A 14226-nucleotide genomic window follows, 5' to 3' on the forward strand; every position below is an offset into this window, starting at 1 on the left:
ATAACAAAGCGCAATTAGAGCTCACAATCTGATGTGTCTAAATCGTCGTAATTTTTGCACTTCTTTTAACAATTTAGTAATTCAGTACAAAATAAGCATTTCCAAATTGCAATTTACACCCTGAATTGAAATACGGCATTGAAATGTCAAAGGCCCGGGTGCATCTGCATGCACCCGGGCCTTTGTTTTTTACACTGAACAATCAGAGTCAAGAAACGGCGTCTTGAACCTGATTCAGGTATTCATCACGATGTTGCTGCGACCGGCTTGCCTTTCAGCCAGTGCCTGATTTTTCCCAATAAATGTTCGAAATCATCGATGTAGGTAAACACTGCCGGTACCACCAACAAACTCAACAGGGTTGAGGTAATCAGGCCGCCTATCACCGCAATCGCCATCGGTGAACGGAAGCTGGGGTCAGCACCCCAACCCAGAGCCAGCGGCATCATGCCAGCACCCATGGCGATAGTGGTCATGATGATGGGGCGGCTGCGTTTGTGGCAGGCATCCACCAGGGCATCGAAACGACTCATGCCGGCTTCCCTTGCAATGACAGCGTAATCCACCAGCAGGATGGAGTTCTTGGTGACGATACCCATGAGCATGATCAGACCTATCATGGATGGCATGGACAAGGCCCGTCCGGTGACCAGCAAAGCCACGAAAGCACCGCCTATACTCAAAGGCAAGGCGGCCAGGATGGTCACCGGCTGCAAGAAGTCCTTGAACAGCAAGACCAGTACGCCATAAATACACAGCACACCAATCAGCATGGCAATGCCAAAACTGGCGAACAGGGCCTGCATTTCCTGCGCATCACCCAGTTCAGCAATGCTGACCGATGGTGGCAGGTTTTTCATGCTGGGCAAGGCACGTGCTTCTTCATTGACTTCACCCAGTTGACGGTTACCCAGTTCTACATCCAGGGTCACATTGCGCTTGCGGTTCAACCTGTCTATCTGTGCCGGACCGGATTCCATCGTCACGCTGGCTACGCTGCCCAGCATGACGGGGCCATTTTTGCCAGGTACGGTCAGACGTTCTATTTCGGACAGGTCTGCCCTGAAACTATCTGGCAACTTCACGCGGATGGGTACCTGACGTTGTGACAAGTTCAGCTTGGGCAGGGACTGATCATAATCACCGGCCGTTGCCACACGTACAGTTTCACCTATGCTGGAAGCGGTGACACCCAGATCGGCAGCCCGGGCCGAATCAGGACGCACGATAATTTCAGGACGCACCAGCGAAGCACTGGAACTGACATTGCCGATGCCTTTCAGGGTACGCAATTCCCGCTCAACTTTCTGGGCTGCTTCGACCAGTGCCAAAGGATCTTCACTCTGCAAGACCAGTTGCATTTTGACGCCGGTATCCGGTGGCCCTACGGTGAATTTTGCCCCAGAGATATCTGCTACTTCATTGCGGATCTTGGCATCGATATCGCCGATGGAATCCTTGCGCTTATTTCTGTGTACTGCCGTCACGGTCAACACTGCGCGCCGGGCTTCTGCCGCTGCACCCGGTGCAAAGGCATCACCGCTGGAACCACCACCAATGGAACTGAATACATTGATGATGTTCTTGTCGCGCATGATGGCGATCCTGGCCTGCTCTGCCGTGGCACGGGTTTCTGCCAGTGTACTGCCGGGTGGCAGCTCTATATTGACCTGGGTTTGTGCACGATCTGCCGACGGTACAAAACCGGTAGGCAACAAGCCGACCAATGCAATCGAGCATACAAAAAATACGGTCGCAGCGATCATGGTAACCAGGCGATGACGCAAACACCATTGCATGGTTTTCATATAACGCGTCATGAGCCAGCTGTCTTTCTGAATATGCGTGCCTTCTGCATTGACACCGGCCTTGCCTGGTTTTGGCGATTTCATGATGTAAGCCGCCATCATCGGTGTCAGCAAACGCGCCACCACCAGCGAGGCCAGAATTGCAATCACCGCCGTCCAGCCAAACTGCTTGAAGAACAGGCCCGGTACCCCCCCCATAAAAGCAGTTGGCAAAAATACGGCAACCAGTGCAAAGGTCGTGGCAATCACGGCCATACCAATTTCATCGGCCGCTTCCATTGCTGCCTGCATCGGTGTTTTACCCATGTGCAAATGGCGGGCGATATTTTCAATTTCCACAATCGCATCATCCACCAGCACCCCCACTACCAGCGCCAATGACAGCAAGGTCACTGTGTTGAGGGTATAGCCGAAATATTTCAATCCCAGGAAAGTCGGGATCACCGACAAAGGCAGGGCCGCAGCCGCCACCAGAGTGGCACGCCAGTCGCGCAGGAACCAGAACACCACCAGAATGGCCAGCAAGGCACCTTCATACAACAAATCCATGGAGCCATCGAAATTTTCTTCTACAGGCTGGGCATTGTCGATGGCCTGATGAAATTTCATATTCGGATGCGCGGCCTGCAATTCTTCGACTGCAATACGTGAACCCCTGGCTACATCAACCTCGCTCGCGCCCTTGGTACGGAAGACTTCAAAACCGACCACAGGCTTGCCATCCAGCGTTGCTGCAGAACGTGGCTCACTGACGGTATCCAGCACTCTGGCCACCTGATCCAGGCGTATATGACGGCCATCCGGCAAAGGAACATCCAATGTAGCCAGTTCAGCTGCAGTCTTGACGGTAGCAATGGTACGCACCGATTGCTCGGCACCACTGACATCACCACGACCACCCGGTGCTTCCTGCTGTACCAGTTTAAGGCGGCGTGATACATCCACGGCTGCCACATTCAGCGCTGCCATTTTGGCGGTGTCCAGTTCCACCCGTACTTCACGGGTCACACCACCCATGCGTTTGACCGCACCTACACCTGGCACGCTGCGCAGACGTTTTGACACGGTATTGTCAACAAACCAGCTCAGGTCCTGTGCATCCGGCTTACTGTTTTCACCGGCCACTACAGTACTGTTTTTGTCAGGCTCGGTCGCTTCGACGGTATACGTCATGACGACGCGACCGGCTGTCGATGCCTTGGTCACCGTGGGGTCACGCATTTCGCTGGGCAGGTCGGCACGCACGGTTGCCACGGCATCGCGTACTTCATTGACGGCATCAGAAATGACTTTTTCCAGAACAAATTCGACCGTTACTTCAACGTCACCGTCCAGCACCTTGGTATAGACGTTTTTGACGCCCTGCAAGGACGCGACTGCATCTTCTATCTTGCGGGCGACTTCGGTTTCCAATTGTGCAGGTGCTGCACCAGACAAGGGTGCGCTGACTGTGACGATAGGTAGTTCTATATCCGGAAAATCTTGCACGATGGTCGTGCGAAACGACAATATCCCGGCCAGCGTCAGCAACACAAACAGCATGATGGCCGGAATGGGATTCTTGATTGAGAGGGATGAAAAATTCACGTTGGCCCCTTAATTTTTTACGGTTGCCGGCTTGGAAACTGTTACAGTAGCCGCCACAACCTTCACCGCATCACCATCATTCAGAAAGCCCGCGCCGTTGGCGACAATAATGCTATCGGCATTCAACCCCTGGGTCACCTCAACCTGATCGCCCTGCGGCAGACTGACGCGACGGCCCGTCTGCAATTTGATCTGGGTCACGCGACCGTCAGGATTCAGGCGGAAGGCGTAGCTGAAGCCATCCCGCACCACGACCGCCTGCTGGGGAATCGTCAATGCCTGTGAACTGCCCATAACGAATTCGCCTTTGGCAAACATGCCGGGCTTGAATGCCTGCCCATCTGTTTGCGCTGCCACTTGCGATTTGCCCGATAATTTTCCCGATAATTTGTCAGATACAGCGGGGACCGTGGGTAACAGGTCTACATACACCAGGCCCATCCGGGTCTGTGCATCGACAACAGGTGATACTACTCTGACCTTGCCCTTCCATTGTGTGCCGCCGGGGGCGGTGACGACGGCTTCGGTGCCGGGTGTCAATCTGGCCATTTCACTGGCAGTGACTTCAGCCCGCCATTCCAGACGTCCCTGACGTATCATGCGGAACAGTTCAGCCCCATTCGCCACCACGGCACCCAGAGTTGCTGCACGGGCGGTGATGATGCCACTGTCCGGTGCCAGCACACGGGTGTTTTTCATGCGCAGTTGCTGGGCATCGACATTTGCTTTCGCGGCTTCCACTCTGGCTTTGGCGGTCTGCTCGGCAGTCAGGTATTGCCCGACCTGCTGTGCACTCAATGCGCCACTGGATTGCAGGGCACGGGTACGGTCGGCATTGGCGGCGGCATCTGCCAGGTTGGCCTGTGCCTCTGACAGGCTGGCCTGTGCCTGGGCCAGATCAGCCTTCACGGTATCGCTGGAAAAACTCACCAGCAACTGGCCACGCTGCACCTGGTCACCGATATTGGCATGCAGTTCCTGTATGCGCAGACCATTGGCTTCTGAGCCTATCAGGGCTTCCTGCCAGGCAGCCACACTGCCATTGGCTGCCAGCCTGATGGCCAGGTTGCCAGCCACGGCCTTTATGGTGGTGACTGTCAGTGCCGGCTTGGCTGGTGTCGCTGATGTGGCTGCACTTGCACTGGCTGACTTTGAGGTGACATCTGCGGCAAGGGATGTGGAAGAAATCCACAAGCCGCCAGCAGCGACAGCAATAACACCCGCCAGACTCAAGCCCAGGGAAACAGGTTTGCGTGAAATGAATGGGATCATATGAATGAGGCTTTCTATTATTCGTTAAATTCAGGAATTTGGTTTAGCGGTACTGTCATGGGCAAATTGGGTAGATGCAGCAGATGACATCACCGGCGCAACAGGCGTGGTGTTGACTCCGGGCTGCATGTCCCAGCCACCGCCCAGGGCCTTGTACAGCGCGATCCAGGCATTATTTCTTTCAAGTTGCAGACTGATCAGCGACGACTGTGAGGCAAATGCCGTGCGCCTTGCATCTTCCAGTTCCAGCAGACTTGCCATGCCCTGTTTGTAGCGTACCGTGGTTGCCTGCAATGCCTGTGTATAGCCGCGTGCGGCCAGTTCCGAATCCTGGCGCCGGGCATCAGTACTTTGCAGGTTCACCAGTGCTTCTTCCACTTCACGCACAGCCTGTCTGACCTTGCTGGTGTAACTGCTGCTGGCTGCCAGATAGCGTGCCTTTGCCGCATCGATATTGGCCACAGCCTGGCCACCATCAAAGATGGGTAAAGTCAGTGCCAGCGGACCGATGGACCAGGTATCCATACTGCTGTCCACTCCCATGGTGCGGTAACGCATGCTGCCTATCGATCCACTCAGTGTCAGACGTGGATAACGACGTGCTTCGGCCGCACCGATCTGTGCACTGGCCATGCTCACTTCTTTTTCTGCTGCATAGACATCAGGGCGCTGCTGCAACACTTGCGCCGGTACCGTACTGATGCCCAACGGCAGCAAATTCTTTGTCGCTGCATTACGGCTGACGACATCCAGCTTTTGCCGCAGTTCCTGCTCTGGCCTGGCAGTCATGGCAACCAGTGCCTTGATGTCGCGGTCACACTGGGCTGCCTGCTGGATGGCGCGGCTATTTCCTTCAGCCGCACTGGAACGTGTCAGGCTGGCAGTGGAATTGGATGTCATTCCGGCCTGTGCACTAAGTTCGGTCAAACGTGCAGTTTCGGCCCTGGACCGGGCGTCCTGCCAGGTAATATCAGCGACCTGACGGCAACTCAGTACAGAAAAATATAGCTGGGCGACTTCAGCCGCAACCGATATGCGGGCATCATGCCATTGCGCCCTGCTGCCTTCCAGATCGGCCTCTGCTGCCTGATTGGTGGCGCGATTGGCACCGAACAGATCAAGTTCCCACGATGTCTGCAAACCCGCTTGTGCCGTGCTGGCGACCGGAACGCCGATCTGATTTTTTGCCCGGCTGACATTCGCCACCGCATCCAGCGAAGGCAGCAAGGTGGCACCACTGGCAACCCTGGCTGCCCTGGCGGTTTCTATGCGTGACCAGGCTTGCGCAATCGATGGGCTGACTGCTTGCGCCGCATCAATCAACTCCACCAGGGTAGCGTCGCCCTGGGCCTGCCACCAGGACCGCAGTTCAGTATTTTTTTCAGCTACCGGCAAGGCCGCCTGCCATTGTGTTGGCACGGTCGCCATACCCGCCACACCGGTGTTGGTGTTAGCACAGGCAGCAAGCAGAGAAACGCTGCCGGCAGTAAGTATCAAACGTCGAATAATCATATCGCTGCTTATGAAGTTGAGTTATCGGAAGAATCTAAAAGTCGGCGCCGTTTTTCGTCTTCACACATGGCCATGGCGTAATCGACCAGACGGGATGAATAGACATCGATGGCCCTGGGCCTGGCGATCAGTGCCGGTCGTATGACCTGCATCAGATCACGACTCACCATCAGGGAAACTGCCAGGCCTGTAACGGAAAAAGCCAGTCTGTGCACATCATCATCGGCACGCTGGATGCCCAGATAGCGACACAACAAACGTACCAGGCCCTGGTGGGCCGGACGTATCATGGTATCGATTTCTTCCACCCATAAACCGGTGGGCTCCAGCATTTCGCGGAAATGCAGTTTCATGCACTTGTCCACCATTTCGCCCTGCTTCAGGGAATCAGTAAACGAACAAATTAGCGCCGACAAAATATCGCGCAACTGCGTTTCCGGTTGTTCAAAAATAGCCGGATCTACATTGGGATTGCTGCGCGGGTCATTAAACACCGCATGGTACAAACCCGCCTTATCACCAAAGTAATAACTGATGGCAGATATATTCACGTCTGCGGCCCTGGCGATTTCGCGTGTAGATGTCTTGGCATAGCCTCTTTCGGCAAATAATTGCAAGGCACTGTCAAGCAGGCGGGTACGCGCCTCTATGCCGTCCACCCTTAAGGGCTTACCCGCATGGGTTGTGGATGGTGCAATCATTTTTGACTGGATAGACCTGCTGGCGGCTTGGCTGGCGGTTTTTGGCGGGCTGGGTTTTTTCATGAAACGCATCCTAACATAAATCAAACGTTTGATTTAACTATCTCAAGAAAAATGTACCTTTCCTTTATATATGCATCGCCACATCAAAAAACACATCAGCATCCTGTTCCAGCATCACACACCACTACCCTTGCGCTTGATTTATCGTCAAAACCATAAGCTTTTCAACATGCCACACATCAAAAACCGACCCAGAATATTTCCAAAAGACAAGTCAACTGTCACGGCATAGTCATATTGACGGATTAGGCTCTCAAAAATTGTATTTCTCATGATTGGTGCCTAAAAGTGAACCTATTCAGCCTCCCCGCCATTCGTCTGATGCGCCGCTTCAAGATCGCTCAGAAATTCAGTTTTGTCGCTCTGGCATTCGGCATCCCCCTGCTGGCTGTACTCTTTCTGCTGTTTCAGGACATGAGAAAAGACATCGTACAAATTGAAGCCAAGCAGACTGCGATCAAGACCATTGCAGAAAGAGGCAAGCTGCGCGTACTGCTGCAAAAACAGCGCGCCTTGCAGCATATGCGCTTGCAGGGCAACAGACAAACCGGCAATGCACTGGCTGACAATCAGGGGAAAATCGATAAATCGCTGGAGCAACTGGACAACAAGGACACCCTGAAAGCGCAATGGGCCGCCATACTTTCCAAACAAAACAGCTTCAAGGCACCCGAGAGTTTTGCCGAACACAGCAAACTGATACAGACCATCGATAATGAAGTCACGACTATCGCCCATACCTCCAAACTGACACTGGACAGCGATTTGAAAACGCATCAACTGGCGAACGCCTATGTCAGCACCCTGCCCCAGATCGAAGAAAAACTGGCCGTGATTGCAGGACGTGGAGCCGCCTATATCGACAGCGGGCTGTTTGAAGCGGGGGAAGATGTCATGTTGAATTCCATGCATATGCTGGCGCGCCATGAACTGAGCAACCTGGCTCAGCTCATACAAGGCATCAGCCAGCATGAACCGCAATACGGGGTGGCACAAGCGACCATACAGCAACAAATCGATGATGCAAAAAAATTCCTGGTCCGTTCACAGGATGAAGTTCTGGCCTCGGTCAATCAAAGTTCCGGTGATGCCTTTTTGCTGGCGGGTATGGGCACCATAGAAAAACTGACGCAATCCGAAACGACCTTCGCCACACTGATCAACCAGAATCTGAATGCCGAGATAGAACGTGTGAATCAGCGTTCGTGGAAAATGTCAGCCAGTATCATTGCGCTGCTGATGATTGCCACCTATTTCCTGATCGCTATTTATTTGGCATTGACCAGCGACTTGAAACTGCTGACTCAGGCCATTGCCGAAACTGCTGCCGGCAACCTGCAAAATCGCGTGCATAGCAAGGGCAAGGATGAACTGGCCCAATTGATCAATGCCGTCGGTGCAATGAACAAAGACTTGTGTGACATGGTGACGAATATCCGCAATGGTGCCCTCACCGTAGATGTGATTGCCAGAGAAATCCATGATGAAAATACTGACCTTGCCAGCCGCACTGAAAGCCAGGCTGAAGCATTGCAACAAACTACCAGTGCCATTGATGAACTGACCGCCACCATCACGGAAAATGCAGGCAACCTGGCGCAGGCCAACAGCCTGATTCATAGCTCAGCCGAAAGAGTGCAGCAAGGCTTGCGCGTCATGGACAGCACCATCCTGTCCATGCAAACCGTCAGCGCCAGCTCCAGAAAAATTACAGAAATTATTGGCGTCATGGATGGCATTGCCTTCCAGACCAATATCCTGGCACTGAATGCCGCAGTGGAAGCTGCCCGCGCCGGCCAGGAAGGACGTGGCTTTGCCGTCGTCGCAGCCGAGGTAAGAAATCTGGCGCAACGCAGTGCCAGCGCAGCCAAAGAAATCAAGGCCCTGATCGCTGCATCCGGCAAGGCGGTGGAAGCAGGCAGCACCATGATCAATACTGCGGGTAAAACCATGCAGGACATTGCCGAAAACGTGGATGTAGTGACCGAACTGATACGTCAGATTGCACAAGCCAGCCAGGATCAAAGCGAGGGTATTTCTCACGTCAACCAGGCCATTGCCGACATAGACCAGATCACCCAGGACAATACCTGTCTGGTAGAGCAGGCCAGCGAATCAACCGCCAAACTGGAACAGCAGGCCGCCTTGCTAAGCGCCGCTGTCAGCGTCTTTAAAACCCAGGCACCCGCCACGGAAAATCAGCACCTGCATCTGGCAAGCAGCAGCGCGCATGACTATCTGCCAGCCAAGCCTGCCACACGCAAATTGGCTGCATAAACTATCAGTTCAGTCAGCGCAGGAGCAATACAGGACCAGTACCGGCAGCACCAAAAACAAAACCACCTCGCGGTGGTTTTGTTTTTTGTTCCGAGCTGAGTGTAGCTAAGCTGAACTAAACTAATCAGTTGATCGATCAATATCTGCCGACATCACACTTTCAGCAAAGTCAGTATCGACAGTAACTCGTCTCTGATCTGATGCAGGTTGACTGGTTCAGCTTCCTGCACGGCGACTTCTGCCGGACCGCCATTCACATTCAGCTTGTTTCTGGCGCCGTTGATGGTAAAGCCCTGCTCATATAATAATTCGCGAATACGGCGTATCAACAACACTTCATGATGTTGATAATAGCGACGGTTACCGCGCCGTTTTACCGGTTTGAGTTGTGAAAACTCCTGCTCCCAATAACGCAGAACATGGGGCTTGACGCCACATAGCTCACCAACTTCGCCTATCGTAAAGTACCGCTTGGCCGGAATAGGCGGCAGCACAAAAGACTCAATCTTGATTTCTGTCATGGAAAATATCAGGCAGCGTGGGCCAGAGGTTGACTGCCGACATCATCGACCATGCCTTTGAGCTTCTGACTGGCGTGGAAAGTAACGACACGACGAGCAGTAATAGGAATTTCTTCCCCAGTTTTTGGATTACGACCAGGGCGTTGCGGCTTGTCACGCAACTGGAAATTGCCAAAGCCGGACAACTTAACGGCCTCGCCTCTTTCCAGTGCATCACGGATTTCATCGAAAAAAGTTTCTACCATGTCCTTGGCTTCGCGCTTGTTCAAGCCTACATGCTCAAACAGCAGCTCGGCCAATTCTGCCTTGGTCAAGGTCGGTAACTCTTTTTCCGCCTGTGAGCGCGCTCTGGCTTCCAGCATCGCACGATTCAAATCAGCATCCAGCACCGACTGAAATTCAGCGGAAATAACGTCATTCATTTTGAAACTCTTCCCAAGTAAATCTAACAGGTTCAGGCAAACTTAACGCAGACGGGCAGCAAATTGCTGACCGGCGGCTGCCACCAGTGCATTCATGGCAGCTTCTACTTTATCATCTTGCAGGGTACTTTGAGTATCTTGCAAGCTAAAGCGGAAAGCAAGACTTTTCTCATCAGTTTCCAAACCCTTGCCACGATATTCATCAAACAAAACAACGGCTTGCACTATTTTGCAGGCTTCATTCTGACGGATTTCAGTCTGGAATACGTCTAGCAAATTTTGCACCATTACTGCCTGTTTGACAACAAGCGCCAGATCACGGGTCACCGCCTGGAATTTGGAAATTTCCTGGTACATCGGTACGTTCACATTTTGCAATGCAGCGACATCCACTTCAAACAATACAGGTGCCAAAGGCAATTCGTATTTCTGTTGCAGGCGCGGATGCAATTCACCAATATAACCGATGTGTTTACCATCACATTCTATGCTGGCGCTGCGGCCAGGATGCAGGGCAACATGCTCCTGCTTGATGAAGCGCAATGTTTTTGGTGCAAATAAGGCTTCCAGATCGGCTTTGACATCAAAGAAATCCACATTGCGTGTTTCCTGCCCCCACTGCTCTTCAGCAACCGGACCATAAGCCAGTGCGGCCAGGCGTTTTGGCTGCTGATAACCGGCGACTTCCAGCGGACCATCCTGCACATTGGCGTCCTGCAAATAGATAGCACCGATTTCAAAAATACGGACACGATTGAGCTTGCGATTCAGGTTATAGCGCGTATTCGCCACCAGACTACCTATCATGCTGGTGCGCATGACACTCATCTGGCTGGCAATCGGATTCAACAAGCGCACAGGCTGGGAATTGCCGGAAAAATCCTGCTCCCAGGCTTCTTCGACAAAACTGTAATTGACGACTTCCTGATAATCCTGGTCAGCAACCAGACGACGCACGGCAAACAGCGAACGCTGGTTTTCTGGCGCGATCAGCATCGCATTGGCAGCCACTGGCGGCAATGCAGGAATGTTTTCAAAGCCATACACGCGCGCTACTTCTTCGATCAGATCTTCTTCGATTTCTATATCGAAACGATAGGACGGCGGCGTCACCATGAATTCGCCTGGCAGTTGGGTGAACTGCAAACCCAGGCGGGTGAAAATGTCGGCAATCTTTGCATCATCCAGTGCAACACCAACCACCTTGACGGCACGTGCAGTACGCAGCTTGACAGGCGGACGCTGTGGCAGATTGATGATCTGGTCATCGACAGGACCCAGTTTGACCTGGCTGGCACCACCACAGATTTCAACGATCAGGGCACTGATACGCTCTATGTGTTCGACGATGGAAGCAAAGTCGACACCACGTTCAAAACGATGCGCCGCATCAGTAGAAAAATTGAAGCGACGGGCGCGGCCCTGTATCGCCTGTGGCCACCAGAATGCGGCTTCCAGATAAATATTTTGCGTGTCCAGCGTCACAGCAGTGGAATCACCACCCATGATACCGGCCAGAGATTCAATTTCTTTTTCATCAGAAATAACACCAACCCAGTCATCCACCTCGACCGTATTACCGTTCAACAGTTTCAGCGATTCACCAGCCCTACCCCAGCGTACATCCAGGCTGCCGTGGATCTTGTCCAGATCAAACACGTGCGATGGACGACCGAGTTCCAGCATGACATAGTTAGAGATATCCACCAGCGCAGAAATCGGACGCTGACCGCTGCGTTCCAGTCTTTGTTTCATCCATTCTGGCGTCGCGGCACGGGCATTCACGCCACGGATAACACGACCGGCAAAACGACCACATAGATCAGGTGCACTGACTTTAACAGGCAAAGTTTCTTGCAAAGTCACCGGCAGCACGACCACTTCCGGCAATTGCATAGGTGTACCAGTCAAGGCAGAGACTTCACGCGCCACGCCAAGTACGGACAGGCAGTCGGCCTTGTTCGGTGTCAGCTTGATGGTAAATTTCAGGTCATTGAGTTGATAGTAATCACGGAAATTCTGACCCACTGGCGCGTCAGATGGCAAGTCCATCAAGCCACCGTGATCTTCCGACAGTTTCAATTCACGGGCTGAGCACAGCATGCCGTAGGATTCGACACCGCGCAGCTTGCCTATCTTGATTTCAAATGGTTTGCCGTCTGCACCAGGTGGCAGGATGGCACCGACCATGGCGCATGGTACTTTCATGCCTACGCGTACATTCGGCGCGCCACAGACGATATTCAAGAGGCTGCCTGTGCCTACATCCACCTGACAGACATTGAGTTTGTCGGCATCGGGATGTTTGGCGATTTCGCGGATTTCCGCGACCACGACATTATTAAATGGCGGAGCAACCGGCTCCACCTCTTCGACTTCCAATCCCGACATGGTGAGCAGATGGGACAACTCATCCGAAGTCATCTTCGGATCAACCATGGTACGTAGCCAGTTTTCAGAAAATTGCATAATTCAGCCGTCTAATGTTGGATACAGGGCGCGATGCGCCACGCAAAATTTCAGGGATGCGCTGTGGAATTCTTTTAGTTGAATTGCTTCAGGAAGCGCAAATCGCCTTCGTAGAACAGGCGCAAATCGTTGACGCCATAACGCAGCATGGTCAGGCGTTCAAGACCGGAACCAAAGGCAAAGCCTATGTATTTTTCCGGGTCCAGACCCATGTTGCGCACTACGCTAGGGTGCACCTGGCCAGAGCCGGATACTTCCAGCCAGCGGCCTTTCAAAGGGCCACTACCAAAGGCGATATCGATTTCGGCAGATGGTTCAGTGAACGGAAAATACGATGGGCGGAAACGCACCTGCAAATCGTCAGTCTCAAAGAAGGCTTTGACAAAATTCAGATACACACCCTTGAGATCGGCAAAGCTGATGTCTTCGGCGATCCACAAACCTTCAACCTGATGGAACATCGGGGAATGCGTGGCATCGCTGTCAACGCGATAAGTGCGACCAGGTGCAATGACCTTGATCGGCGGTTTGTTCATGCGCGCATAACGTACCTGCATCGGGCTGGTATGGGTGCGCAACAATAATTGTTTGCCCTGGCTATCTTTGCCATCGACATAAAAGGTGTCCTGCATCGAGCGTGCAGGATGGTTTTCCGGACTGTTCAAGGCCGTAAAATTGGTCCAGTCTGTTTCGATTTCGGGGCCGTCTGCCACGTCAAAACCGATGGAACGGAAGATTTCTTCAACGCGCTGCCAGGTGCGCATGACGGGGTGTATGCCACCCACGCTGCGGCCACGACCAGGCAAGCTGACGTCGATCGCTTCTGCATTCAAACGTGTCTGCATTTGTGCATTGGCCAGCGCATCACGGCGCTCGGTCAAGGCGGTTTCAATCTGGACTTTGGCTGCATTGATGACTGCGCCCTGAACCTTCTTTTCCTCTGGTGGCAATTTACCCAGACTTTTCATCTGTTCGGTAATCTGTCCACTCTTACCAAGGTAAAGCGCTTTTGCGTTCTCTAAAGCGGCAGCGTCACTGGCTGCCAGAAAATCAGCACGTGCCTGGCTGACGATTTGATCTAAAGGGTTCATGCCTTGTTCCCGCTTACCATGAAGCTGAAATAATGATCTGAAAACAAAACGGGGCATAGGATTCAACCTCTGCCCCGCTTGATATTTGCGACTGAATGCTATCAGTCGCTACGACTACCGTCTGCTATTAAGCAGCCAGGTTAACCTTGACTTGATTAACAATCGCAGCAAATGCTGGTTTGTCAGTCACAGCCATGTCAGCCAGTACTTTACGGTCGAGTTCAATTGCGGCTTTTTTCAGGCCGTTCATAAACACGCTGTAAGTCAGGCCATGCTGGCGAGCCGCTGCATTGATACGTGTGATCCACAAAGCGCGGAATACACGTTTCTTGTTGCGGCGATCGCGGTATGCATATTGACCAGCGCGCATAACTGCTTGCTTGGCAATACGGAATACCTTACTGCGACGACCACGGTAACCTTTGGCAAGGTTGAGAACTTTCTTATGACGGGCACGAGCTGTAACCCCACGTTTTACTCTAGGCATAATAACTCCTTAAATA

The 14226-nt window shown here is 52.8% G+C and carries 10 protein-coding genes; 1 reads left to right on the forward strand and 9 read right to left on the reverse strand.

From position 1 onward, the window contains the following. Positions 1-245: 245 nt before the first annotated feature. Genes ACO0LK_RS13695 through ACO0LK_RS13710 form a run of 4 tightly spaced genes read right to left on the reverse strand, consistent with a single transcriptional unit; the run spans position 246 to position 6943 of the window. Positions 246-3395, reverse strand: a complete 3150-nt coding sequence (locus ACO0LK_RS13695; RefSeq protein WP_422975927.1) for an efflux RND transporter permease subunit — start codon at positions 3393-3395, stop codon at positions 246-248. Positions 3396-3404: 9 nt separating this feature from the next. Further along, positions 3405-4667 (reverse strand): efflux RND transporter periplasmic adaptor subunit, encoded by a 1263-nt coding sequence (locus tag ACO0LK_RS13700; RefSeq protein WP_422975929.1) that lies wholly within the window; start codon positions 4665-4667, stop codon positions 3405-3407. Between the two features lie 30 nt (positions 4668-4697). Further along, positions 4698-6179 (reverse strand): efflux transporter outer membrane subunit, encoded by a 1482-nt coding sequence (locus ACO0LK_RS13705; protein WP_422975931.1) that lies wholly within the window; start codon positions 6177-6179, stop codon positions 4698-4700. A gap of 8 nt (positions 6180-6187) precedes the next feature. Further along, positions 6188-6943: a CerR family C-terminal domain-containing protein gene (locus ACO0LK_RS13710; protein WP_422975933.1), complete on the reverse strand. Its 756-nt coding sequence runs from the start codon at positions 6941-6943 to the stop codon at positions 6188-6190. Between the two features lie 288 nt (positions 6944-7231). On the opposite strand from ACO0LK_RS13710, the gene ACO0LK_RS13715 reads away from it, so the two are divergent. Further along, complete coding sequence (locus tag ACO0LK_RS13715) at positions 7232-9220, forward strand: methyl-accepting chemotaxis protein (protein ID WP_422975935.1); 1989 nt, start codon at positions 7232-7234, stop codon at positions 9218-9220. Between the two features lie 152 nt (positions 9221-9372). Here ACO0LK_RS13715 and ACO0LK_RS13720 read toward each other — a convergent pair whose 3' ends face one another. The 5 genes from ACO0LK_RS13720 to rplT form a co-directional block, all read right to left on the reverse strand. Beyond that, positions 9373-9741 (reverse strand): MerR family transcriptional regulator, encoded by a 369-nt coding sequence (locus ACO0LK_RS13720; protein WP_186949067.1) that lies wholly within the window; start codon positions 9739-9741, stop codon positions 9373-9375. An 8-nt stretch (positions 9742-9749) separates the two neighbouring features. Further along, a complete protein-coding gene (locus ACO0LK_RS13725; protein ID WP_186949066.1) occupies positions 9750-10163 on the reverse strand; it encodes an integration host factor subunit alpha in 414 nt (137 codons plus the stop codon). A gap of 42 nt (positions 10164-10205) precedes the next feature. Then, positions 10206-12632: a phenylalanine--tRNA ligase subunit beta gene (pheT, locus tag ACO0LK_RS13730; RefSeq protein ID WP_422975938.1), complete on the reverse strand. Its 2427-nt coding sequence runs from the start codon at positions 12630-12632 to the stop codon at positions 10206-10208. Positions 12633-12706: 74 nt separating this feature from the next. Further along, positions 12707-13723: a phenylalanine--tRNA ligase subunit alpha gene (gene pheS / locus ACO0LK_RS13735; RefSeq protein ID WP_186949064.1), complete on the reverse strand. Its 1017-nt coding sequence runs from the start codon at positions 13721-13723 to the stop codon at positions 12707-12709. Positions 13724-13850: 127 nt separating this feature from the next. After that, positions 13851-14210, reverse strand: coding sequence for a 50S ribosomal protein L20 (gene rplT, locus ACO0LK_RS13740; protein WP_186949063.1), 360 nt, complete (start codon positions 14208-14210; stop codon positions 13851-13853). Positions 14211-14226: the final 16 nt, after the last annotated feature.

It is taken from the genome of Undibacterium sp. Ji49W (genome assembly GCF_049340205.1).
In the GTDB taxonomy this organism is placed as follows: domain Bacteria; phylum Pseudomonadota; class Gammaproteobacteria; order Burkholderiales; family Burkholderiaceae_D; genus Undibacterium.